General features: G+C 64.1%; 23 protein-coding genes. 8 read left to right on the top strand and 15 right to left on the bottom strand.

The window, feature by feature from the left end:
• Nucleotides 1-117 precede the first annotated feature (117 nt).
• The 5 genes from glnH to PF66_RS26970 are packed head-to-tail and all read left to right on the top strand — an operon-like array spanning nt 118 to nt 4,235.
• The gene (gene glnH, locus PF66_RS26990) at nt 118-861 is read left to right on the top strand and encodes a glutamine ABC transporter substrate-binding protein GlnH (protein ID WP_054064348.1); all 744 of its coding nucleotides are present in this window, start codon (nt 118-120) and stop codon (nt 859-861) included.
• A gap of 31 nt (nt 862-892) precedes the next feature.
• Nucleotides 893-1,549 (top strand): glutamine ABC transporter permease GlnP, encoded by a 657-nt coding sequence (glnP, locus tag PF66_RS26985; RefSeq protein ID WP_054059980.1) that lies wholly within the window; start codon nt 893-895, stop codon nt 1,547-1,549.
• Nucleotides 1,546-2,268: a glutamine ABC transporter ATP-binding protein GlnQ gene (gene glnQ / locus PF66_RS26980; RefSeq protein ID WP_054064347.1), complete on the top strand. Its 723-nt coding sequence runs from the start codon at nt 1,546-1,548 to the stop codon at nt 2,266-2,268. Before glnP ends, glnQ begins: the two co-directional genes overlap by 4 nt.
• A 12-nt stretch (nt 2,269-2,280) precedes the next feature.
• Nucleotides 2,281-3,318 (top strand): C45 family autoproteolytic acyltransferase/hydolase, encoded by a 1,038-nt coding sequence (locus PF66_RS26975; RefSeq protein WP_054064346.1) that lies wholly within the window; start codon nt 2,281-2,283, stop codon nt 3,316-3,318.
• Between the two features lie 11 nt (nt 3,319-3,329).
• Nucleotides 3,330-4,235 carry a MurR/RpiR family transcriptional regulator gene (locus tag PF66_RS26970; protein ID WP_054059977.1) on the top strand — a complete coding sequence of 302 codons (906 nt, stop codon included), beginning with the start codon at nt 3,330-3,332 and terminating at the stop codon, nt 4,233-4,235.
• A gap of 77 nt (nt 4,236-4,312) precedes the next feature.
• Here the strand turns inward: PF66_RS26970 and PF66_RS26965 are convergent, their stop codons facing one another.
• The 4 genes from PF66_RS26965 to PF66_RS26950 form a co-directional block, all read right to left on the bottom strand.
• Complete coding sequence (locus PF66_RS26965; RefSeq protein WP_054064345.1) at nt 4,313-4,783, bottom strand: arsenate reductase ArsC; 471 nt, start codon at nt 4,781-4,783, stop codon at nt 4,313-4,315.
• Between the two features lie 27 nt (nt 4,784-4,810).
• A complete protein-coding gene (locus PF66_RS26960) occupies nt 4,811-6,094 on the bottom strand; it encodes an arsenic transporter (protein ID WP_054059975.1) in 1,284 nt (427 codons plus the stop codon).
• A 22-nt stretch (nt 6,095-6,116) separates the two neighbouring features.
• Nucleotides 6,117-6,464 (bottom strand): metalloregulator ArsR/SmtB family transcription factor, encoded by a 348-nt coding sequence (locus PF66_RS26955; protein WP_054064344.1) that lies wholly within the window; start codon nt 6,462-6,464, stop codon nt 6,117-6,119.
• Between the two features lie 221 nt (nt 6,465-6,685).
• The gene (locus PF66_RS26950; protein WP_054064343.1) at nt 6,686-7,141 is read right to left on the bottom strand and encodes a VOC family protein; all 456 of its coding nucleotides are present in this window, start codon (nt 7,139-7,141) and stop codon (nt 6,686-6,688) included.
• A gap of 205 nt (nt 7,142-7,346) precedes the next feature.
• Between PF66_RS26950 and PF66_RS26945 the strand changes: the two genes are divergently transcribed.
• Nucleotides 7,347-8,786, top strand: coding sequence for an APC family permease (locus PF66_RS26945; RefSeq protein WP_054064342.1), 1,440 nt, complete (start codon nt 7,347-7,349; stop codon nt 8,784-8,786).
• A gap of 36 nt (nt 8,787-8,822) precedes the next feature.
• Here PF66_RS26945 and feaR read toward each other — a convergent pair whose 3' ends face one another.
• From feaR to PF66_RS26910, 7 genes are all read right to left on the bottom strand, one after another.
• Nucleotides 8,823-9,785, bottom strand: a complete 963-nt coding sequence (gene feaR, locus PF66_RS26940) for a transcriptional regulator FeaR (RefSeq protein WP_054064341.1) — start codon at nt 9,783-9,785, stop codon at nt 8,823-8,825.
• A 145-nt stretch (nt 9,786-9,930) separates the two neighbouring features.
• Nucleotides 9,931-10,764, bottom strand: coding sequence for a phosphodiesterase (locus PF66_RS26935; protein WP_054064340.1), 834 nt, complete (start codon nt 10,762-10,764; stop codon nt 9,931-9,933).
• A 25-nt stretch (nt 10,765-10,789) separates the two neighbouring features.
• Nucleotides 10,790-11,824 carry an ABC transporter ATP-binding protein gene (locus tag PF66_RS26930; RefSeq protein WP_054064339.1) on the bottom strand — a complete coding sequence of 345 codons (1,035 nt, stop codon included), beginning with the start codon at nt 11,822-11,824 and terminating at the stop codon, nt 10,790-10,792.
• On the bottom strand, nt 11,821-12,615 hold the full coding sequence (locus tag PF66_RS26925) for an ABC transporter permease (RefSeq protein WP_054064338.1): 795 nt from the start codon (nt 12,613-12,615) through the stop codon (nt 11,821-11,823). Before PF66_RS26925 ends, PF66_RS26930 begins: the two co-directional genes overlap by 4 nt.
• On the bottom strand, nt 12,612-13,385 hold the full coding sequence (locus PF66_RS26920) for an ABC transporter permease (protein ID WP_241494460.1): 774 nt from the start codon (nt 13,383-13,385) through the stop codon (nt 12,612-12,614). The genes PF66_RS26925 and PF66_RS26920 overlap by 4 nt, the downstream gene beginning before the upstream one ends.
• Before the next feature lie 96 nt (nt 13,386-13,481).
• Nucleotides 13,482-14,486, bottom strand: a complete 1,005-nt coding sequence (locus PF66_RS26915; protein WP_054059967.1) for an ABC transporter substrate-binding protein — start codon at nt 14,484-14,486, stop codon at nt 13,482-13,484.
• The gene (locus PF66_RS26910; RefSeq protein WP_054064336.1) at nt 14,470-15,489 is read right to left on the bottom strand and encodes a LacI family DNA-binding transcriptional regulator; all 1,020 of its coding nucleotides are present in this window, start codon (nt 15,487-15,489) and stop codon (nt 14,470-14,472) included. Before PF66_RS26910 ends, PF66_RS26915 begins: the two co-directional genes overlap by 17 nt.
• Nucleotides 15,490-16,144: 655 nt before the next feature.
• Between PF66_RS26910 and mqo the strand changes: the two genes are divergently transcribed.
• Both mqo and PF66_RS26900 read left to right on the top strand, forming a co-directional pair.
• The gene (gene mqo / locus PF66_RS26905) at nt 16,145-17,794 is read left to right on the top strand and encodes a malate dehydrogenase (quinone) (protein ID WP_054059966.1); all 1,650 of its coding nucleotides are present in this window, start codon (nt 16,145-16,147) and stop codon (nt 17,792-17,794) included.
• 149 nt (nt 17,795-17,943) lie between these two features.
• On the top strand, nt 17,944-18,249 hold the full coding sequence (locus tag PF66_RS26900) for an RcnB family protein (protein ID WP_054059965.1): 306 nt from the start codon (nt 17,944-17,946) through the stop codon (nt 18,247-18,249).
• A 166-nt stretch (nt 18,250-18,415) separates the two neighbouring features.
• On the opposite strand, the gene PF66_RS26895 is transcribed toward PF66_RS26900, so the two are convergent.
• The 4 genes from PF66_RS26895 to PF66_RS26880 form a co-directional block, all read right to left on the bottom strand.
• The gene (locus PF66_RS26895) at nt 18,416-19,333 is read right to left on the bottom strand and encodes a dihydrodipicolinate synthase family protein (RefSeq protein WP_054064335.1); all 918 of its coding nucleotides are present in this window, start codon (nt 19,331-19,333) and stop codon (nt 18,416-18,418) included.
• A gap of 126 nt (nt 19,334-19,459) precedes the next feature.
• Complete coding sequence (locus tag PF66_RS26890; protein WP_054059963.1) at nt 19,460-20,488, bottom strand: trans-3-hydroxy-L-proline dehydratase; 1,029 nt, start codon at nt 20,486-20,488, stop codon at nt 19,460-19,462.
• Between the two features lie 155 nt (nt 20,489-20,643).
• Nucleotides 20,644-21,366, bottom strand: a complete 723-nt coding sequence (locus tag PF66_RS26885; RefSeq protein ID WP_054059962.1) for an amino acid ABC transporter ATP-binding protein — start codon at nt 21,364-21,366, stop codon at nt 20,644-20,646.
• On the bottom strand, nt 21,359-22,009 hold the full coding sequence (locus PF66_RS26880) for an amino acid ABC transporter permease (RefSeq protein ID WP_054059961.1): 651 nt from the start codon (nt 22,007-22,009) through the stop codon (nt 21,359-21,361). Before PF66_RS26880 ends, PF66_RS26885 begins: the two co-directional genes overlap by 8 nt.
• Nucleotides 22,010-22,018 lie beyond the last annotated feature (9 nt).

Raw genomic sequence — 22,018 nt, 5'->3', positions numbered from 1 at the left:
ATCCCTGGCATGGACTCGCCACCTAAAAACAATCAGGGGCCCGCCCCATACGTACTGACTGCCGCTTTCCCTCGCACCGACATCGGTGATCGAGCCCCCTTTTGCAGAGGAAAGACGATGAAAAAATTCTTCAAGGTATCGCTCGCAGCTGTGGCCCTTGCCATCACCTGCACTTCCCAGGCCGCCGACAAGGAACTGTTGATCGCCACGGACACGGCGTTCGTGCCGTTCGAGTTCAAGCAGGGCAATGAGTATGTCGGCTTCGATATCGATCTCTGGGCGGCCATCGCCAAGGAGATGGGCGTCAAGTACATCCTCAAGCCGATGGATTTCAACGGCATCATCCCGGCCCTGCAGACCCATAACGTGGACGCGGCCCTGGCGGGGATCACCATCAAGGAAGAGCGCAAGCAGGCCATCGACTTTTCCGACGGCTACTACGACAGCGGCTTTTTGCTGATGGTCAAGAGCGATAACGACAGCATCAAGGGCGAAGCGGACGTCGCCGGCAAGACCGTGGCGGTGAAGAGCGGCACCTCGGCGGCCGACTATGCCAAGGCCAACTTCAAGGCCAGGGAACTGCGCCAGTTCCCGAACATCGACAATGCGTACCTGGAACTGCGTACCGGTCGTGTCGATGCCGCCATGCACGACACGCCCAACGTGCTCTATTACATCAAGACGGCCGGCGAAGGGCAGGTCAAGGCGGTGGGCAACCAGATGATGGCGCAGCAGTACGGTATCGGCTTCCCCAAGGGCAGCGAACTGCGCGAGCCGGTCAACGCGGCGCTGAAAAAGCTGCGTGAGGATGGCACCTACGCGCGCATCTACGAGAAATGGTTCGGCACCCAGCCGCAGTAATCCCTTCCGCTTTTCTTGAGAGTTTCCGGTTATGCATTTTCAATGGAGCGCCATCTGGGATGCGCTCCCCGTTTTGCTGGAAGGCGCCAAACTCACGCTCTGGATTTCCATCCTGGGCCTGATCGGCGGCGCCGTCATCGGCGTGATCGCGGGCTTTGCCCGCGCTTACGGCGGGTTCCTCAGCAGTCGGGTAGCGCTGGTTTTCATCGAACTGATCCGTGGCACCCCGATCATGGTGCAGGTGATGTTCATCTACTTTGCCTTGCCCCTGATGATTCCGGTGCGCATCGACCCGTTCAGTGCCGCCGTCACCACCATCATGCTCAACTCGGGGGCCTACATCGGCGAAATCACCCGGGGCGCGGTGCTGTCGATCAACAACGGGTTCCGTGAAGCCGGCCTGGCGCTGGGGTTGTCCCGCCGCGACACGCTGCGCTACGTCATCGCGCCGCTGGCATTTCGCCGGATGATTCCGGCGCTGGGCAACCAGTGGATCGTCAGCATCAAGGATACGTCCCTGTTCATCGTCATCGGCGTCGCCGAGCTGACCCGCCAGGGCCAGGAAGTGATCGCCGGCAACTTCCGGGCCATGGAGATCTGGTCCGCGGTCGCGGTGATCTACCTGGTCATTACCCTGGTGCTCAGCTACGTCCTGCGCCGTATGGAAGCGAGACTCAAAATCCTATGATCGAATTCAAGAACGTTTCCAAGCACTTCGGCAGTACCCAGGTACTGCACAACATCGACCTCACTATTGCCAGCGGCGAGGTGGTGGTCATTATCGGGCCGTCGGGTTCGGGCAAGTCCACCCTGTTGCGCTGCATCAACAAGCTTGAGGAAGTCACCGAGGGTGAGCTGATCGTCGATGGCCTGCGGGTCAACGACCCCAAGGTGGATGAGCGGCTCATCCGCCAGGAGGCGGGCATGGTGTTCCAGCAGTTTCACCTGTTCCCGCAAATGACCGCACTCGAAAACGTCGCCTTCGGGCCCATCCGGGTGAGGGGGGCGGGCAAGGCCGAGGCGCATGCACTGGGGCGTGAGCTGCTGGCCAAGGTGGGGCTGGCCGAGCGCGCCGACCATTACCCGTCGCAACTGTCCGGCGGCCAGCAACAGCGCGTGGCGATTGCCCGTGCCCTGGCGGTGAAACCGAAGATGATGCTGTTCGATGAGCCGACCTCGGCGCTGGATCCCGAACTGCGCCATGAAGTGCTGACGGTGATGAAGGCCCTGGCCGAAGAAGGCATGACCATGGTGATCGTGACCCATGAGGTCGACTTCGCGCGCAAGGTGGCGAGCCGGCTGATTTTCATCGACAAGGGGCGCATCGCCGAGGACGGCGAACCTGAAACGCTGATCGCCAACCCGCCCAGCCCGCGCCTGCGGGAATTTCTCCAGCACGTGTCATAAGGTCGCCTAACCATGCTCGCTCAACTTCACATTGCCGGCAGCGCGTACGACCTGGGTTTGCGCCTGGGCGAATTCGGTCGCGAGGCCGTCAACACCCGGCTGCGGCCCTTGCCGCTGTGGCAACGGCTGGCTGCCTTGGCCGGTTCCGACAAGGCCCGGCAGATGCAGGCCCTGGTGCGTCGGCACTACCCGCGTTACTGGCAGGAAATCGAAGGCCTGGCCGCCGGGCTGCAACTGCCGGTGGACGAAGTCTTCCTGTGGAACTGCCGCGGTGACTTCGCGGGGCTGGCCAGCGTGGACGGCTGTACCACCGTCTACGGTCGGACGCCACAGGGCACGCTGATTGCGCACAATGAAGACGGGCTGCCGCAACTGCGCAACGATTGCGCGATCGTGCATGCCCGGCCCGATGAAGGCGCGGCCTTCACCAGCTTCATCTACCCCGGTTCCATTCCCGGCCACACCTTTGCGGTGAATGAGCATGGCGTGGTCGCCACCGTCAACAACCTGCGGCCAACCGATATTCCCGCCGGCTTGCCCCGCCAGATCCTGGGACGCGCGTCGCTGGATGCCCGGTCCATCGACGAGGCGATTGCCGCCGTTGCCACCACGCCGAGGGCCGGGTCCTTTCACCATGCCTTCGGCCAGGCGGGTTCGACGCGGGTGGTCAGTGTCGAGGCGAGCGCCGCCGCAACGGCCGTGGTCGAGGTGGTGCAACCCGGCGGGCATTCCAACCACATGGTCCACGGGGCCCTTGCCGGGGTCGGCCAGGTGGTGACCGGCAGCTCGGGGTCGCGCCAGCAGCGGGTGGAGCGCCTGCTGGCAGAGGCGCAGACGGGCTTCAATCCATCGCGGGCCCTTGAGCTGTTGCGGGATGAGGCGGACCCGGCCCTGCCCATCTATCGCTGTGCGCCCGATGACCCGGATGACGAAAACACCCTGGCCACCGCGGTCTTCACCCTGACCGCGAGCACTGTAGAATGGCGCGTTTATACCCACCGCTCGACGGAGCAGCCGGACGCAGCGGGTGTGGTTTCTGTTTCCAGATAACGGATGGCCGGATGAGCAAAGCAAGCGAGCAACTGCCCGAAACGGTCAGCGGTTTGAAAGAACTGTTGGCCGCCATCGAGCGACAAGAGGTGGACATAGCCCTGGGCAGCAGCTCGACCCGCGTGCTCACGTCGCTGATCGAATCCCCCCAGCGCGCTGCCGTCTCGTCGATCAGCGAATTGGCGGAGCAACTGGGGGTCAACGCCTCCACGCTGTCCCGCCTGGCCCGGCGCCTGGGGTATTCGGGCTTCAGCAAGCTGCAGGACGTGTTCCGTCGCGAGCTGACCGAGGGCAAGAGCTTCTACAGTGACCAGGCTTCCCGGCTGGTGGTCGGCCACGATGATTCCGGCGCACTCAGCCAACTGGCCCGACTGGGTCGGCAGGAAAGCGCCAACATCGCCAGCATGGTCGAGCAGGTCGACCCCGAGACCTTCGGCCAGGTGGTCGCCCGGTTGAGCACGGCAAGGCGCGTGCGCATTCATGGCATGCGCCAGTTCAACTCCCTGGCGCTGTTCATGTCGTACGGCCTGGGGATGTTGCGTCCCGATGTCAGCACCCTGGACTCCAGCCGCCAGGGCGTGGCCGATGCCCTGGCGCAGATGGATGCCGGCGATGTACTGGTGGTTGCCAGCTGCTTCCCGTACACCCCGAGTGTGCTGGCCACGGCTGAAGTAGCCGCGCGACACGGCATCGACGTCATCGCGCTGACCGACTCCGCCAGTTCGCCGCTGGCGAAGTCGGCCCTGCACAGCTTCTACGTTCCCAACCACAGCCTGTTCTTCAGCAACAGCATGTGCGCCTTCATGCTGCTCGCCCAGGGGCTGCTGAGCGCGGTTGCCAGCTCCCTCGGGGAAGCCTCGGTCGAGGCGCTGAGGTATCGTGAGAAACTGATTTCCGAGCTCAACGCTTCCTTGTAGTGCGTGTGGCGGCAGACAGGCATCGACGAACGGCGAAGGGGCGAGAGGCGCCGTGGGGCGATATCCACTGCTCCGGCCTAGAGTGTGCCGATACGATCCAGTTCGCGTTTGAGCCCTTCGTGATCGAGCGTGGCGAAGGGCAATGCGAAAAAGGCACTGCAGCGTTTCCTGATGCGCGCCAGCGTGGCGTGGAAGGCGGCATCGATCGACGCCTCGTCGCCCACCACCTCCGAGGGATCCTCCAGCCCCCAGTGGGATTTCAGCGCGGGGCCGAAATACACCGGACAGGTTTCGCCGGCGGCCTTGTCGCAGACGGTGATGACGATGTCCGGCGGGTTGTCCTCGAAGGCCTCATTACCCTTGCTGCTCAGGCCTGCTATGGAAATGCCGGCCTGCTGCAGGGGGCCGAGGCTGCGCGGCAGCACTTGCCCCTTGGGGAAACTGCCGGCGCTCACGGCCTCGAAGCCTGACGGGGCCAGGTGGTTGAACAGGGCTTCGCAAAGAATGCTGCGGCAGCTGTTGGCCGTGCACATGAACAGGACTCGCATGGAGGGTTCCTCGCTTCGGGGTGGACTTCAGAGGCTCAGGCGCAGGGCCAGGGCTGAAAGGGTGATCAGCAGGACGGGCAAGGTCAGGAGAACGCCGACCCTGAAGTAGTAGCCCCAGGTGATGCGCACGCCCTTGCGCTCCAGCACGTGCAGCCAGAGCAGCGTGGCGAGGCTGCCGATGGGCGTGAGCTTGGGGCCGAGGTCGCAACCGATGACGTTGGCGTAGATCATCGCCTCGCGCACCAGCCCATCGGCAGCGCTGGCCTGGATCGACAGGGCGCCGACCAGTACGCTGGGCATGTTGTTCATCACCGACGACAGCAGCGCCGAGAGCAGCCCGGTGCCGAGGGCGGCGCTCCACAAGCCGTGCTCGGCAAGCCGGTCGAGCAGATGAGTGAGCAGGTCCGTGAGGCCGGCATTCTTCAGGCCATAGACCACCAGGTACATGCCAAGGGAAAAGATCACCACCTGCCACGGGGCCTCGCGCAGCACACGGCGGGTAGAAATGCGCTGGCCGCGGGCCGCCACGGCGAACAGGCAGGCTGCACAGGCGGCCGCCACGCCGCTGATCGGGATGCCCAGGGGTTCCAGGGCAAACAGGCCGCCCAACAGGACCAGCAGTGTCCACCCGCCAACGATGAAGGTCGCGCGGTCACGGATGGCCGTCTTCGGTTCCTGAAGGGCTTCGAGTGCGTACTGCTTCGGAAGATCGCGACGGAAAAACACGAACAGCACCAGCAGGGTGGCGGCCACACTGGCCAGGTTTACCGGAACCATCACCGAAGCGTACTCGGCGAAGCCCAGCCTGAAGTAGTCGGCCGAGACGATGTTCACCAGGTTGGAAACCACCAGCGGCAGGCTCGCGGTGTCGGCAATGAAGCCGGCAGCCATGACGAAGGCCAGGGTCGCGGCTGGCGGGAAGCGCAGGGCGAGCAGCATCGACATGACGATCGGCGTGAGAATCAGTGCCGCCCCGTCGTTGGCAAACAATGCCGAAACGGCAGCGCCGAGCAGCACGCAGAAGGCAAACAGGCGATGACCGCTGCCGTTTGCCCAGCGGGCCACGTGCAGGGCGGCCCACTCGAAGAAGCCGGCTTCGTCCAGCAGCAGGCTGATGACGATCACGGCGATGAAGGTGGCCGTGGCGTTCCACACGATCGACCAGACGGTGGGAATGTCGTGCAGCGACACGGCGCCGGTAGCCAGTGCGATGCTCGCACCGAGCGCGGCGCTCCAGCCGACGCCCAGGCCCTTGGGCTGCCAGATGACCAGAATGAGGGTGAAGACGAAGACGGCAGTGGCGACCAGCATGAAAGACTCGCTCGGTGGGTTGTCAGCAGCAGGAGGTGGTGCGTACGGGGCGGTCGTCCATGTTCTGCAGGCGTGCGGCATTGTCCTGCAGCCATGTGGTGTTGGCCTGCAATGTCACGTGCAGCATCTCGTGGACCCAGGCGGGCAGTTCCGGGTTGAGCCGGTAATACACCCACTGGCCCTGCCGGCGATCGAGCAGCAGGCCGCTGCTGCGCAGTTGCGCCAGATGGCGGCTGATTTTCGGCTGGCTGTCATCCAGGGCGCACATCAGCTCGCAGACGCACAGTTCGCCCAGCTTGGCGATCAGCAGGGTGGCGCGGGCGCGTGTCTCGTCGGCCAGGTTCTTGAAGACCTCGGGGGGAGTGATCACGGGAGCTACCTTGTATATATGGATAATCGAATATACGGATATCCATATTTAAAAGGCAAGCCCGATCGACGTTATTTCGCTGGTCCCGCAAGCGCTTGCCTGAGCCCGCGGCCATCGTGGTTGAACAGGCGACCGGGGCTCCGCAAGTGGCCACAAGCGTGCAGGCGAGCAAATGGTATCGCTTTGGCTTCTAGGCCGCCGCCTGAATCACACGGGGCATCTCAGGCAAACGCTTTCTCGAGAAAGGCCCCGAGCGTCTTCTCTTCCAGAATCTCGATGGAAAAGTGCCCGAAGCGCTTGGGCAACCAGATGATGCGCGTTCCGGAGGGTGACTGCAGATCCTCGCGGGTCAGGGGATTGCCGTTCTCGTCTTCCGGCTGGACCCCGCAGGCGATCAGTTCGTCGTAGGCCTTTTCGATATCCGGCGTGGTGTAGCAGTGGCGATAGATCATGCCTTCGCCCACGGTATCGAGGAGCTGCTTCAGGTTGCCGGCCAGCGGCTCCACCAGCATGAAGCGTTCCTGCCCGATCAGCGCAACGGCGTAGCGCACATGCAGGCCGCCGCGGTCCCAGACCTGTGTCGTCGAGATCCTGGCCTGGAGTATCCGGGCGTAGTAGTGACAGGCCGCTTCCAGGTCAGCGACCAGTACGTCCACGTGGCTGAACTTCAAATCCATCGCCTACCTCCTTTTGATCGAGCCGGCAGAGTAAACCGGCCGGTTTGTCGTTGTCGCGCTGCATTGGATGCGGCGGGCCTGGTGTCACTGTCAGTCAAGCAATGGCGCTTATCGCCAAGACGTCCCGGGTGGAGCACTTTTAAGCTGGACTCCCGATCGTCTCCGAGTTCGGACACAACAATTTCAATAACCCCGGATGAATGCCATGAGTGCGAATATTCAAACAACCGGCACGTTGCGCAAGAATGCCCTGGGCATGTGGAGCATCGTGTTTTTCGTGATCGCCACCAATGGACCGCTGACCGGATTGGTCGGTGTGGTGCCCACCGCGATCCTGATGGGCAACGGCATAGGACTGCCGGGTGTGTTTCTGCTGGCAGGACTGGTGTACCTGTTGTTCGCGGTGGGTTTCGTCGCCATGGGGCGGTACGTACGCAACGCCGGGGCGTTCTATGCCTACGTTTCCAGCGGGTTGGGGCGGCCGTGCGGCACTGCCTCGGCGTTCCTCGCCATCACCGCGTATGCCGGCATGCAGATCGCCTGCTATGGCCTGATCGGCTTTTTCACCGCGCAGGCGCTGGAGAGTTTCGGCATCAGCCTTTCGTGGTGGGCGGCCAGCATGGGCTACGCGGCGCTGATCCTGTGCTTCGGCACCCGCAACGTCGAGTTCAACGGGCGTTTCCTGGCCTGGTTGATGCTCGCCGAACTGCTGGTGATTGCGGTCTTCGACCTGGCAGTGATCGTTCATCAGGGCGGGCCGGAGGGTTTCAGCCTGGCGCCGTTGCAGCCATCGAACGTCTTGGCCCCGGGATTGGGCGCGGCGCTGGTGTTCGTGGGCGGCGCCTTCATGGGGTTCGAGACCACCGCCATCTATGCCGAAGAAGCACGTGAACCGCACAAGACACTGCCTCGCGCGACCTTCCTCGCGCTTTTGATCATCATGGGGTTCTACGCCCTGTCGTCATGGCTGATGATCGTTGCCATCGGGCCATCCCATGCAACGGCCTTCATCGAGCAGGACCCGGGTGCGGTATGGTTTCGCCTGGCGAACGAGTGGGTAGGGCCGCTGCTCGCTGATTCGATCCATGTGCTGTTGATCACCAGCCTCTTCGCCGTGTTGCTCAGCTTCCACAATTCGTTGTCGCGTTACCTGTTCGCCCTGGGACGGGAAAGGGTGCTGCCGCGGGTGTTCGCGCTCACCCACGCGCGGCATCAGACCCCCTGGTTGGCCAGCATTTTCCAGACCGCACTGGTGCTGTTGATCATTGCGGCCTGTGCAGTGCAGGGCGCCGATCCGATCACCCAGGTACTGCCGTTGGGCAGTGCGCCAGCCACGCTCGGTATTCTGGCCGTGCAGGCGATGACTTCCGTCTCCGTCATTGCCTTCTTCCGCCGCGATGCCAGGGGCAGCCATCTCTGGCAACGGCTGATCGCGCCGCTGTTGAGTGCGGGCGCGCTGGGTTACGGCATCTACCTGATCGTCATCAACATGGCCCTGCTGACCGGTGGCGAATCGATCTTCAATCAGTTGATTCCGCTGGGCATGCTCGGTGTGGCGCTGTCCGGTCTGCTGCTGGCCGGCTACCTGCGCTGGCGCAGGCCGGTGGTCTATCAGAACCTGGGGCGGGTCCTGAGCGAAGTCTGATACCCGGCAGCCGGTCCTTGGGGCCGGCTGCATTCTTCAGTTGCAGGCGGCCATGCGGAAGTCCTTCGGCGACTGGCCATAGCGGGCCTTGAACGCCCTGGAGAAGTGACTCAGGTCGCTGAAACCCCAGTCGAAGGCGACGGCCGATATCTTCTGTTGGTCGACGTGCTGCGCCAGCGATTCGGCGCAACGTTCCAGACGCCGCTCCATGATGTAGCGGCCAAGGGTGATGCCCTCATGGGCGAACAGCCGATGCAGCGTGCGCAGCGAGCAGCCCATGGCCCGGGCAATCAGGGCCGGGCTCAGCTCGGGGTTGGCGAGATCGTCGTTGATCACCTGTTGCGCCCTGTTGAGCAACTGCGCCTGGGTCCGTGGAGCGCAGGAGGGATGTTGGCGTATGTCTTCGCTCACCAGTGGCCGAATCAGGTGCAGCAGTGCATCCATCATGGCCTCTGTTGCTTCGGGGGTGTCGCTGCTGCTTTCGAACAGTTCGGTGACCAGTGCACCGGCGATTCGCCCGGGTCCCGAATCGGCGCGCAGGGTGCGGTTGAGCAGCAGCCGGCGCCCGGATGCCAGCCGCTGTACCGTGTGACGCGGCAGGATCAGTGACAATTGGCCGGCCATGCCCTGGAAGCGAATGTCACAGGGCCGGGTGGCATCGAGCAGCACCAGATCGCCCGGCTGCAGCAGGCTCTGCTGCGCGCCATGCTCTATCCGGGCACTGCCGCTGGATTGGTGGACGAGGAAGAAGCAGTCATTGTCGTCATGCCGGATATCGTGGTGGTCGCGGTGGATATGCGGGCTGTTGCTGATGATTCGGGCACCCACCCGGGTTGGGTCGAGGGCGGGTGCGATGATCTGTCCGGAAAACGCAGTGATCGCTCGACCTGGCGGCGGCTCGCAATGAAACGCCCCGCAGTGGGCCTGCAAGGCGTGTTCCCAACGGCCGAAACCGTCACGTCCGTGAAAGCGATCATTATTCTGGACGAGCCCTTTCATGTTCCACCTCTGCACGCTTGTTCCTGCGATGGGTGCAATGTCGCCGGCAGGGGTGGCGATGGGCAGAAAGATAACATGTTAACGGGCGCCCTTCACGTCCTGAGACGCCATGAGATCCCGGGTGCAGACCTGATCAGGTTCCCGCTCAGTCAATCAACCCATTCTCGTCATAAAACGGATACGGCCCCGCATATTCCCCGAACACCCCGTTGTGCGTCACCAGCCCACGCTGCGGGTGCCAGGCATGCAGCAGATAGCCGGCCGGCTCCAGGTTGAAGTGCGCTGGCGCCGTGTCCTGCAGGTCGAGAACGATCTGGTGGGACGTGCCCGGGCAGACACAGCAGACACTGCCGCCGAAACGACGCTGCATGGCGCGATGCAGGTGCCCGCAGAGCAGGCGTTCGACCTGCGGATGGCGCGCCACCACCGCTTCCAGCTCCGGTGCGTTCTGAAACGACTCGCGGTCCATGTGGCCGATACCGGTGATGAAGGGCGGGTGGTGCAGGACCAGCAGTGTCGGCACTTGCGGGCGCAGGCCCAGTTGCCGGTCGAGCCATTGGAGTTGCGCTTCGGTGATACGGCCACCGTGGGCGCCAGGTGTGGTCGAGTCGAGACCGATCAGGCGCACCGGATGCTCGTCCACCACCCAGTCCAGCGGACCGTCGGCCGAGCGCGGCAGGTAGTGATGGTCGGGCAGACCGGCCAGCATGTGCCCGCGCTGGTCGTGGTTGCCGGGCACCAGGTAGCAGGGCATCTGCAGGCGCGCCAGCTCGGGAGCCAGCACGGCGTATTCATCCGCCCGGCCAAAGTCCACCAGGTCGCCGCTGATCACCATGATATCCGGGCGCGGGATGCTCGCGTTCAGGTGCTCGACGGCACGGCGCAGGGCGGCGAGGGTGTCGACCACGCCGTAGGTCAGGCGCTGGCCGGCCTTGAGGTGCAGGTCGCTGATCTGGGCGATGAGAAACGAAGAATTCAAGGAAACCTCTCGTACGGGGAAAACATCACGATTGCAGGGTGAACAACGCCTGGGGCTCGATCGCGAGGGAGATCGCTGCGCCGGTGGCGTGGATCTGCGGGTCGCTGCTGTCGACCAGCAGCGGTTGCGCCGCGCCGACATCCACCAGCAGGCGGCTCTGGGCCCCCTGGAAGAACTGCCCCAGCAGCCGTCCACGCAGGTGCCCGGCACCGGGTTCCATGACCCGCAGATGCTCGGGGCGGCAGTAGACCGTGGTCGGCTGCTGGCCGCCGTTCCAGGGCAGCTCGCCGCCGTCGACCCGCAGTGCCTCGTGGGGGTAGTCGAGCACGGTGAAGGCGTTGAGATTGCCGACGAAGCCGGCGACGAAGGCGTTGGCCGGCTTCTGGTAGATCTCCCGCGGCGTGCCCAGTTGCGCGACGCGGCCGTGCTCCATCACCAGGATACGATCGCCCAGGGCCATGGCCTCGCCCTGGTCGTGGGTGACGAACACCGAGGTGATGCCCAGGCTGCGCAGCAGTTGGTCCAGCTCGCTGCGCAGGCGTTCGCGCAACTGGGCATCCAGCGCTGCCAGCGGCTCGTCCAGCAGCAGGACCCGGGGCCGTGGCGCCAGGGCGCGGGCCAGGGCGACCCGCTGGCGCTGGCCGCCGGACAGTTCGTGGATGCTGCGCTGGCCATGGGTTTCAAGGCCGACCAGTTCCAGCAGCTCGGCGCAGCGCCGTTTGCGTTCGGCGGTGGCAACGCCACGAACCTTGAGCCCGTAGACCACGTTCTCGGCGACGTTTAGATGGGGGAACAGTGCATAGTTCTGGAACACCATGCCGACGTCGCGGCGCTCGATGGGCAGGCCGGTGACCTCCTGTTGACCAAAGTACACCTGGCCGCTGTCGGGACGCTCCAGGCCGGCGATCAGGCGCAGAGTGGTGGTCTTGCCACAGCCGGAGGGGCCGAGGATCGCCAGGATTTCGCCGGGTTCGATCTCCAGGTCCAGCTGGTGCAGGGCAATCGTGCCGTCGGCAAAGGACTTGCGGCAGCCTTGCAGGCGAATCGGGGTGCCGGTCATGGGCGTTCTCCACGGGACAGACGGGCGCTGAGGGCCTGCACCGCAATCAGCAGTGGCACGATCAGCAAGAGGAAAATCAGCGTATAGGCACTGGCGACTTCCAGCCGCGCCGAGGCGTAGCTGTCGGCCAGGCCCACGGGCAGGGTCTTGGTCATCGGGGTATGGAGCATCCAGGTCAGGTTGAATTCGCCCAGGGACAGGGTGATCACCATCAGTACACCGGCGAGAATGCCGGCACGGCTGTTGGGCACCACCACGTTGAAGAAGCGCCGCCAGGGACCGGCGCCCAGGCTGGCCGCGGCCTCTTCGAGCAGCGGCAACTGCTGGCGCTGCATCACCGCCATGACCGGGCGAACCAGGAAGGGCAGGGTGAACAGCACATGCCCGACCAGGATGAACAGCCAACTGCCGCGAAAGGCACCGAACTGGCCGTAGGTCAGCAGCAGTGCCAGGGCACTGGCCAGGCCGGGCATCGCCACCGGCAGTACCATCAGTTCCTCGAAGGCGCGGCTGAAGCGGTTGTTCATCCGCACCAGGGCATAGGCGGCCGGTACGCCGATGACGCACACGCACACGGCGCAGGCCAGGGCCAGTTGCAGCGACAGCCGGACGGTACCGGCATAGGCCTGCCAGACCTGGGCCAGCCAGGCGAACGTCAGGCCACTGGACGGGCCCTGAAAGTAGTTGCGGGTGAGCCCGGCGAGCAGTGACAACAGCACCGGCACCAGCATGAAGGTGCAGACCAGCAGGGTGAACGCCAGTTGCGCACAGAACAGCTTCGAACGTTTCACAGTACGCTCCCCGACGGCTTGACCCATCGGCGGGCCAGCAGCAATAACAGCCAGGTCACGCCACCGAGCACCACCGACAGTGCCGCGGCCACGGCGAAATTGGCGTAGTTGGTGAACACGTTGTAGATCGCCACCGGGGTGACATTCAGGCGCGTGCCGAGGGTGAAGGCGGTACCGAAGGCACCCATCGCGGTGGCGAAGCAGATTGCCCCGCAGGACACCAGCGCCGGTGCCAGGCCCGGCACGATCACATCGCGAACCACTTGCCAGAGCCCGGCGCCGAGGGACCGCGCGGCTTCCTCCAGGCTGTGGTCGAGGCTTTCGCAGGCGGCCATCACGGTGAGGATCACCCGTGGAATGGAGAAGTACAGATAACCGAGGAACAGTCCTGTCAGGGAATAGGCGAAGATCCAGCGCTCGCCGGCCAGGTGCAGGCCGAGCTGAGCGAACAGGCCCTGGCGACCGGCCAGCAGGATCACCAGGAAACCCACCACCACGCCCGGAAAGGCCAGAGGGAACGTCAGCAGCGCCACCAGCAGCGAACGGCCGAAGAACCGCTGGCGAGCCAGGAACACCCCGCTGATGCCTCCGACCAGCAGCGCCGCCAGGGTCGTCACCAGCGCCAGCAGGACAGTCTGCAACAGGCTGCCCAGGTACTGCGCGCTACTCAGCACCTGCCAGTAGCCGCTGCCGCCGGCATCACGATCCTTTGCACCGAGCAGCACCAGATGGGCCAGCGGCAGCAACCAGAACGCCAGCAACAGTGCCATGGCCGGCGCCAGGGGCCAGGTCGCCGCCGCTGACAGGCGCAGCCGTGGCCAGCCGCGGGGGCGGGCGGTCAGGTGATCGTCGAGCACCCGCGACACTTACTTCACCTCGCTCAGGTAGCGGGCGGCGAAGGCTTCCTGCACGGCGGCCATGTGCTCGTAGTCGACCACGCCGGCACGGGCATAGTCGCTGTCCGGCAGAAAGCGCGCGGCCACGTCCGCCGGCATTTTCATCTGCCGTACCGGGCGCAGGTAGGCATTGGCCCACAGGGCCTGGCCCTGGTCGGAGAGCACGAAGTCCAGGACCTTCTCGGCATTGGCGCGATGCGGGGCGTTGCCGACCGGGCTCATCACGTAGGGCACGCTGAGGCTGCCTTCCTTCGGGATCACGAAGGCGACGTTGGCCTGGTCCTTGTAGCGGGCACGGTAGGCGTTGAAGTCGTAGTCGACCAGGATCGGCAGTTCACCCGAGAGCACCCGCGCATAGGCGGTCTGCTTGGGCACGATCGGCGCGTTTTTCGCCAGTTTCCGGAAGTAGTCGATGGCCGGGGCGAAGTTGTCGAGGGTGCCACCCATGGCCTGGTTGATCGCCACCGCCGAGACGTAGCCGACGAAGGCGCTGGACGGGTCGAGGTAGCCGACCATGCCCTTGTATTCGGGCTTGAGCAGGTCGGCCCAGCCTTGTGGCACGGGCAGGCCGCCGAGGGCGTCGACGTTGACCATCAGGCCGAGGGTACCCGAGTGAATGGCGAACCAGTGCCCGGCCGGATCCTTGAGGCCGGCGGGAATCTCGTCCCAGTGCCGGGGCTTGTATTCGCCCAGCACTCCGGCTTTCTGCGCCTGCAGGCCGAAGGTCACGCCGTAGTAGACCACGTCGGCGACCGGCGCGGCGCGTTCGGCGACTATCTGCGCCAGGGCCTGGCCGGAGTTCTTGTTGTCCAGCGGCACCTGCACCCCGGTGCTGTCGGCAATCGCCTTGAGCTGGCTGCCCCAGTCGGCCCATTCGGGCGGGCAGTTGTAGCAGATCGCGGTTTCTGCGGCGTGGGCGAGGCTGGCGATACCGCCGAGCAGCAGGGCGGCCAGGGTCTTACGGAACTGGGTCATGGAGCGTTTCCTCGTAGGGCCGCATGCTTTCGCCGGGCCGGATATGACAGGGCAGGCATTGGGAGGTGGGGCTGGCACCGTTGATGCGGGCCAGCAGGTGTTCGATCGTGGTGTTCGCCAGGGTGGTGATCGGCTGCACCACGCTGCACAGGGTCGGATGCATCTGGGTGCCGATGGCGATGCCGTCGAAACCGATGACCGACAGTTGTTCGGGTACGCCCCAGCCATTGCGACGCAGTTCGGCGATCAGGCTGATCGCCAGCAGGTCGTTGGAGCAGACCAGTGCGCTGGGCGGCTGCGGGCCACGCAGCAAAGGCTCGATGGCGGCGAAGTCGGCGCGGATATGCGCCGGCATCTCGATGACCGGCAGGGGCGCCCGGCCAGCTTGCTGCATGGCGTCGCAGTAGCCGGCATAGCGCAGGCGGGCGCGGTCCGATTGCAGGGCGGGGCCGGCGACCATGCCGATCCGTGTGTGGCCGGCTTCCAGCAGGTAGCGGGTCGCCAGGGCCATGCCGGCGCGGTTGTCGACCGAGACCGCGCAGTAGTCGGTGTTGTCCGGCTGGTGGTAGGCGAGCACGAATGGCGTGTCCTCGCAGGCCAGGCTTTCCAGCACTGTGTTCTGCTCGGCGTCGGTGACGGTCAGGATCAGGCCGTCGACCCGCTGGCGCAGCAGTTGCTCGACCACTGCGCTTTCGCGTTCGGCGGCGTAGTCGGTGGTCGCCAGCAGCAGGTTGTAGCCCCAGGCACTGGCGGCGCGCTCCATGGCCTGGAACTGTTCGGCGAACACCGGGTTGAGCAGGTTGGGCACCACCACGCCGATCAGGTTGGTCTGCTGCAGGCGCAACTGGCGGCCCAGGTGGTTGGGTCGAAAGCCCAGTTCGCGGGCGGCGGCGAAGACCTGCTCGCGGGTCGCCGGACGCACCACCTCGGGGGTGGCGAAGGTGCGGGCGGCGGTCGCCCGGGAAACGCCGGCCAGGCGGGCCACTTCTTTCAAATCGCTCATTGTCGCGTCCTTGAGATCGATCTCATTGGGGGCGACAGTACGGGGCGAAGATGGCGAACAGATAAAGGAGTGATGACGGTTTGGTTTCAGCGGCAGAGGCGTTGTCGGTGCTGTCGCTTTCGCGGATTCATCCGCGGAAGCGATCGGGCAGGTGACCGGCAGCGTGCAATCGTCCTATTCGGCTACCACGGTTTTTGTCAAAGAGCTGTCGATCTTTGGTCTAAAAAAGGTAAGAAAACGACACTTTTTTTGACGTATGTGCGCGTGCAGTAGACAATGGCATTTCTGCCACCATTGATGCTGGCCAGTCTCTTCGTCCCTGCGAAGCCAGACTGCCCTCAAAGCCGCGTATTTGACGACTCTCCGGTCGCCGACCGGCTTGTCCGTCGGATGGTGCCGGAGCCGGCGGCCGTGCTGCCGGCAGCGTGTGCGACCACGCACCAACAGAATTCGTGTCACTCAAGTCAGCTGAAGCCAAGAACGACAAGAAGTCAGCGCAGGAGCGACATAAAAAGTGAGGCCGAGCCATTCTTGGCGGCCTTGTGTGCCCATCCTCCAGTTTTTCGAGTGCGGGAGTCCACGGTATTTCCGTGCGTCGTGGCCCTGCATGAACGAGAGCGGAGGAGCGGATGGCGTTCTATCGTAGGATGACAATATGTTGAAAAAAGTGAACACGGCGCTATTGGGCCTGGCCTTGTCGATCGGGGCATCGTCCTCGTTCGCGGCCGAATCCAAGAAGGTCGATGTGCTGCTGATCGGCGGCGGGATCATGAGCTCGACCCTGGGTATCTGGCTGAACGAGCTGCAGCCCGACTGGTCGATGGAAATGATCGAGCGTCTCGACGGCGTCGCCGAAGAAAGCTCCAACGGCTGGAACAACGCCGGTACCGGTCACTCTGCCCTGGCCGAGTCGAACTACACCCCGTATGGCAAGGACGGCAAGATCGACATCTCCAAGGCGATCGAGATCAACGAGTCGTTCCAGATCACCCGTCAGTTCCTGTCCTGGCAGGTGCGCCAGGGCGTGCTGAAGAACCCGCACTCGTTCATCAACTCCACCCCGCACATGAGCTTCATGTGGGGTGACGACAACGTCAAGTTCCTGCGCGATCGTTACGCGGCACTGCAGACCAGCCCGCTGTTCAGCGGCATGCAGTACAGCGAAGATCAGGAGCAGATCAAGAAGTGGGTCCCGCTGATGATGCAAGGGCGCGATCCGAAGCAGAAGATCGCCGCGACCTGGACGCCGATCGGCACCGACGTGAACTTCGGCGAGATCACCCGCCAGTACGTTGCCCACCTGCAACAGCAGCCGAACTTCACCCTGAAGCTGTCCAGCGAAGTGCAGGACATCAAGCGCAACGAAGACGGCTCCTGGCACGTGACCTACAAGAACCTGAAGGACGGCAGCGAAACCGCGGCCGACGCCAAGTTCGTGTTCATCGGTGCCGGTGGCGGCGCGCTGCACCTGCTGCAGAAGTCCGGTATCCCGGAAGCCAACGACTACGCGGCCTTCCCGGTCGGTGGTTCGTTCCTGGTGACCGACAACCAGGACATCGCGCTCAAGCACATGGCCAAGGCCTACGGCATCGCTTCGACCGGTGCACCGCCCATGTCGGTTCCGCACCTGGACACCCGTGTGCTGGATGGCAAGCGCGTGATCCTGTTCGGCCCATTCGCGACCTTCTCCACCAAGTTCCTGAAGAACGGTTCGTACTTCGACCTGCTGACCAGCACCACCACCCACAACATCTGGCCGATGACCCGCGTGGGTATCGATCAGTTCGACCTGGTCCAGTACCTGGGCGGCCAACTGATGATGTCGGATGACGACCGCTTCAACGCCCTCAAAGAGTACTTCCCCGAGGCGAAGAAGGAAGACTGGCGCCTGTGGCAGGCCGGTCAGCGCGTGCAGATCATCAAGCGTGACGAAGAGAAGGGCGGCGTCCTGAAACTCGGCACCGAAGTCGTTGCCGCCAAGGACAACAGCATCGCCGGCCTGCTGGGTGCCTCGCCAGGTGCCTCGACCGCTGCGCCGATCATGCTGAGCGTGCTGGAGAAGGTGTTCAAGGACAAGGTGGCGACCCCTGCCTGGCAGGAAAAGCTGCACCAGATCATTCCGAGCTACGGCACCAAGCTGAACGGCAACCCTGAAGCCGTGCAGAAAGAGTGGAACTACACCGCCGAGATCCTGCAACTGACCACTCCTCCGGTGATTGGCCAGACCGCGGCGGCACCGGCTGCAGCCCCGGCTGCGACCGACAAGCCCAAGGCTGAGGATCCGAAATCCGACATGGCGCTGTAAGCGACCCTGATCGAGTTTCGAGTCTCACAGAAACGCCACTCACCCGAGTGGCGTTTTTGCATCCGGCTTTCACAGGCCCCGTTGAATCGAATGATTTTCCTGTGCCGCGGTCAGACCCTTTGCATCCGTCTTGAGCCAAGGAGTCGTCCATGACCGTGAAATCCCTGATTGCCGGATTGTCCCTGGTGGCCTGTTCGGCCGTTGTGACACTGCCGCTGCAGGCGGCGCAGTCCTCCGATGAAAAAGTCCCTTCCACTTTCAGCAGCGGTGAGCTGGTGGTCGGCGACCGCGCCCCGGCGGTTTACCAGCGTGAGTCACAGGCGCTGCATGACTGGAAGAAACGCGGCCTGCATGCTCCGGAGGAGGACAGCCAGTGGGTGAAAATCAAGAATCAGTATGTGCTGGTGGCAATCACCAACGGCAAGATCATTGAACTCAAACCGGTAAAACAATGAGCCCTGACCCGATAGCTGTGCCGAATTATTCGCGGGCGAGCCCGGCTCCTGGCGTTTTGCGTCGTCCACATGACCTGAATTCGACACAGCCTCTGTAGGAGCCGGGCTTGCCCGCGAAGAGGCCGGGACAGCCTAAGCCGATTGGCAGGCTGCCCCGGCTCCGAGCTCAGAGCCCCACGTCCGGCAACACCGGTCGGTTGGCCAGGGCCTTGGCCATGATCTGCTCGACGAACAGCCGATCGGCCTCCGGCAGTGCCAGGCGCGGTGGGCGGGTCAGGGCGCTGCCGCGGCCGGCGATGGCTTCGCACAGCTTGATGCACTGCACCAGGTCCGGCCGCGCATCGAGGTGCAGGATCGGCATCAGCCATTCATAGATCGGCATCGCCTCGGCGAAGCGCCCGGCCTTGGCCAGGCGGAAGATGGTTTCGCCTTCCTTGGGAAACACGTTGGACATCCCCGACACCCAACCCTCGGCGCCCACTGCGATACTCTCCAGCACCACGTCGTCGAGACCGGCGAACAGCACGAACCGATCGCCGACTTCATTGCGCACGTCGATGAAACGGCGGGTGTCGCCGGAGGAGTCCTTGAAGCACACCACGTTGTCGCAGTCGGCCAGGGAAATCAGGATGTCCGGGGTGACGTCGTTCTTGTAGATCGGCGGGTTGTTGTAGACCATCAGCGGCACGTCGGCATGCCTGGCCACATAGCGAAAGTGCTCGGCGGTCTCGAACGGCTTGGAGCCATAGACCAGCGCCGGCATCAGCATGACCCCGTCGACCCCGACCTTGCGCACCGAGTTCGCGACCTTGGCCGCTTGCACGCTGGTGAACTCGGCCACACCGCAGATCACCGGCACCCGGCCCCCGGAGGCGGCCACCGCGACTTCGGTGACGGCGATCTTTTCCTCGGCGGTCAGCGAGGTGTTTTCGCCGACCGAGCCACAGACCACCAGGCCCGAGACGCCATCGCGGATCACGTTGGAAATCACTTGGTGAGTCTTTTCCAGGTTGATGGAGAAATCGTCGTTGAATTGGGTGGTGACCGCGGGGAAGACGCCGCTCCAGTTGATGCGTTTACTCATGATGGACTCCTGGTTTAATTGTATTTCGTATACGATGTGGTTGATAAAAATCTGCGATTCGTGTGTTTCAGCGGGCGCCGTTCCAGCGCCGCAAGGTCGTGCAATGGGTATTTAATCAGTGGGGCATCAGGCTCCCGGCCAGGTGTCCGACAGTCGATAGCCCTGTGGCCACGGGTCAGCGGGGTCGAGCAGCAACTGGTGGGTACCGGTGATCCAGGCCCGGCCGGACAGGCACGGATAGATCGCCGTACGCCCGGCCAGCTCGGTCTGTGAGTCGATGCGGCAGTGGAACTCGGAGCCGATGATCGAGCGGCCGATGAAGCGTTCGCCGACCTTCAGCACCCCCTTGGCCTGTAGCACCGCCATGCGCGCCGAGCAGCCGGTACCGCAGGGCGAGCGGTCGATCTTGCCGGGGCGAATCACCACCGCGTTGGCAGCCGTGGCGATACCGTTCTCGTAGATCACCGGGGCGGCGATCTGGCAGAAGGAGATATGCGACCAGTCCGGGTTCAGCGGGTGGACGAAACCCAGCTGTTCGTTGGCGGCACGGGTGATCCTCAGGCCGGTCTCGACCAGATCCCGGGCCTCATCGGGGCGAATCGCAAAACCCAGGCGCCGGGCGTCGACGATGGCGAAACTGTCGCCGCCGTAGGCCGTATCGACCTGGAGCGAGCCCAGGCCTTCGACTTCGATCCAGGCGTCGAGGCGGTCGGCGAACGACGGTACATTCCTGATTTCCACCCGCTGGACCTTGCCGTCCCGGCATTCGGCTACGGCTTCGATCAGGCCGCCGGGAGCCTCCAGCACCAGGCGCGTTTGCGGTTCGGTCATCGGCAGGATGCCGCTGTCGAGCAGCACCGTGGACACGCACAGCGAATTGGAGCCGGACATCGGCGGCGTGTCGGCCGGCTCCATGATGATCCAGGCCATCTGCGCCCGCGGGTCCTTGGCCGGCACCAGCAGGTTGACGTGGCGGAACACGCCGCCGCGCGGTTCGTTGAGGACGAAGTTGCGCAGGGTTTCATCCTGGGCGATCCAGCGTGACTGCTCCCACACGGTGGCGCCCGGCGGCGGGGCGACACCGCCGACGATCACATCGCCGACTTCGCCTTCGGCATGGCAACTGACTACATGAACGATCTTCGAAGAACGCATTGCATACTCCTCCTTTCGTGTCTGCTTAACGGTCCCCCTGTCGGAGCCGGGCGTGCCCGCGAAAGCGCCGGCCAGGCTGCGACGCTGGCGAGGTGAACGGCCGCCTTCGGCGGTTCGCGGGCAAGCCCGGCTCCTAAAGGGATTGGGGGGCATTTCTACTTGACCGACTTGAGAAACGCCGCCGTCTCCGGCTGCCGTGGATTGCCGATGACCTGATCGGGCGAGCCGATCTCATGCACCAGGCCGTTGCGAAAGAACGCCACGCGGTCGGAAACGTCCCGGGCGAAACGGATCTCATGGGTCACCAGAACCATGGTCATGCCGTCCTCGGCGAGCATGCGCATGGTGTCCAGCACCTCACCGACCAGTTGCGGGTCGAGTGCCGAGGTGGCTTCGTCGAACAACATGTAATCCGGTGACATCGCCAGGGCGCGGGCGATCGCCATGCGCTGCTGCTGGCCGCCGGAGAGCTTGCCGGGAAAGGTCTTGAGCTTGTCGCCCAGGCCGACATGGGTGAGCTGGCGCACCGCCAGTTCCTCGGCGTCCTGCCGGCTCTTGCCGAGCACCTTGCGCGGCGCCAGCATCACGTTCTCCAGCACCGTCAGGTGCGGAAAGGCGTTCCACTGCTGGAACACGATGCCGATCTTCTGCCGCAACTTGTTCAGGTCGGTGGCGCGGTCGTGGACCTCGATGCCGTCGACGCGGATGCTACCCTTGTGGATCGACTCCAGGCCATTGATGCACATCAGCAGGGTCGACTTGCCGGAACCGGAGCCACCGATGATCGACACCACCTCGCCCTTGTTCACCGTCAGGCTGACGCCCTTGACCACTTCCAGGTCGCCGAAGGATTTGTGTACGTTGTCGATCTCAATCATTTTCTTGCCACCTTCTTTCCAGACGAGCGCCCAGGCGAGCGACCACCAGGCTCATGACGTAGTAGATAAGGCCCGCGATGCACAGCACCAGCAGCGGTTCCTGGATGCGCGTGACGATGGTCTGCGAGGCGCGCAACAGCTCGATGATGCCGATCCACATCACCAGCGCGGTGTCCTTCATGACCCCCAGCACCAGGTTCAGCCAGCCGGGGAAGGCCACCCGCGTGGCCATCGGCAGGACGATCCAGCGCAGGTCCTGCAGGTAGCTCAGCCCCAGCGAGCGGCTGGCCCGGCGCACGCTCGGCGGCACCGACAGCACGCCGCTGCGCACGATCTCGGTGAAGTACGCGGCGGCGTAGATGCCCAGCACGATGCAGCCGACCGAAAAGGCGCTGATCTTCAGGCCCAGGATGCTCTTGAACGAGTTGAACAGGACGAACTGGATCAGCAGCGGCACGCTGCGAAACACGTCCAGCACCCAGGCCAGCGGCAAGCTCACCCGCGGCAGCAGTGCGCGCAGCAGGCCGAACAACAGGCCGGCGACGCTGCCCAGCAGGATCGCCCAGAACGTCAGTTGCAGCGTGACCCACGCGCCGCTGAGCAGGAACAGCAGGTCATTGGCGGTAAGACTGGTAGAGAACATCGAGCAGAC

The organism is Pseudomonas asplenii, assembly GCF_001293465.1.
In the GTDB taxonomy this organism is placed as follows: domain Bacteria; phylum Pseudomonadota; class Gammaproteobacteria; order Pseudomonadales; family Pseudomonadaceae; genus Aquipseudomonas; species Aquipseudomonas fuscovaginae_B.
The sequence above is the reverse complement of the archived record's forward strand: the minus strand, read 5'-3'. Positions and strand labels throughout refer to the sequence as shown.

Excerpts from the sequence above, each read along its gene's own strand:
- glnH (WP_054064348.1), top strand. The coding sequence starts at position 118 with ATGAAAAAATTCTTCAAGGTATCGCTCGCAGCTGTGGCCCTTGCCATC.
- glnP (WP_054059980.1), top strand. The coding sequence starts at position 893 with ATGCATTTTCAATGGAGCGCCATCTGGGATGCGCTCCCCGTTTTGCTG.
- glnQ (WP_054064347.1), top strand. The coding sequence starts at position 1,546 with ATGATCGAATTCAAGAACGTTTCCAAGCACTTCGGCAGTACCCAGGTA.
- PF66_RS26975 (WP_054064346.1), top strand. The coding sequence starts at position 2,281 with ATGCTCGCTCAACTTCACATTGCCGGCAGCGCGTACGACCTGGGTTTG.
- PF66_RS26970 (WP_054059977.1), top strand. The coding sequence starts at position 3,330 with ATGAGCAAAGCAAGCGAGCAACTGCCCGAAACGGTCAGCGGTTTGAAA.
- PF66_RS26965 (WP_054064345.1), bottom strand. The coding sequence starts at position 4,783 with ATGCGAGTCCTGTTCATGTGCACGGCCAACAGCTGCCGCAGCATTCTT.
- PF66_RS26960 (WP_054059975.1), bottom strand. The coding sequence starts at position 6,094 with ATGCTGGTCGCCACTGCCGTCTTCGTCTTCACCCTCATTCTGGTCATC.
- PF66_RS26950 (WP_054064343.1), bottom strand. The coding sequence starts at position 7,141 with ATGGATTTGAAGTTCAGCCACGTGGACGTACTGGTCGCTGACCTGGAA.
- PF66_RS26945 (WP_054064342.1), top strand. The coding sequence starts at position 7,347 with ATGAGTGCGAATATTCAAACAACCGGCACGTTGCGCAAGAATGCCCTG.
- feaR (WP_054064341.1), bottom strand. The coding sequence starts at position 9,785 with ATGAAAGGGCTCGTCCAGAATAATGATCGCTTTCACGGACGTGACGGT.
- PF66_RS26930 (WP_054064339.1), bottom strand. The coding sequence starts at position 11,824 with ATGACCGGCACCCCGATTCGCCTGCAAGGCTGCCGCAAGTCCTTTGCC.
- PF66_RS26920 (WP_241494460.1), bottom strand. The coding sequence starts at position 13,385 with ATGGCACTGTTGCTGGCGTTCTGGTTGCTGCCGCTGGCCCATCTGGTG.
- PF66_RS26915 (WP_054059967.1), bottom strand. The coding sequence starts at position 14,486 with ATGACCCAGTTCCGTAAGACCCTGGCCGCCCTGCTGCTCGGCGGTATC.
- PF66_RS26910 (WP_054064336.1), bottom strand. The coding sequence starts at position 15,489 with ATGAGCGATTTGAAAGAAGTGGCCCGCCTGGCCGGCGTTTCCCGGGCG.
- mqo (WP_054059966.1), top strand. The coding sequence starts at position 16,145 with ATGTTGAAAAAAGTGAACACGGCGCTATTGGGCCTGGCCTTGTCGATC.
- PF66_RS26900 (WP_054059965.1), top strand. The coding sequence starts at position 17,944 with ATGACCGTGAAATCCCTGATTGCCGGATTGTCCCTGGTGGCCTGTTCG.
- PF66_RS26895 (WP_054064335.1), bottom strand. The coding sequence starts at position 19,333 with ATGAGTAAACGCATCAACTGGAGCGGCGTCTTCCCCGCGGTCACCACC.
- PF66_RS26890 (WP_054059963.1), bottom strand. The coding sequence starts at position 20,488 with ATGCGTTCTTCGAAGATCGTTCATGTAGTCAGTTGCCATGCCGAAGGC.
- PF66_RS26885 (WP_054059962.1), bottom strand. The coding sequence starts at position 21,366 with ATGATTGAGATCGACAACGTACACAAATCCTTCGGCGACCTGGAAGTG.
- PF66_RS26880 (WP_054059961.1), bottom strand. The coding sequence starts at position 22,009 with ATGTTCTCTACCAGTCTTACCGCCAATGACCTGCTGTTCCTGCTCAGC.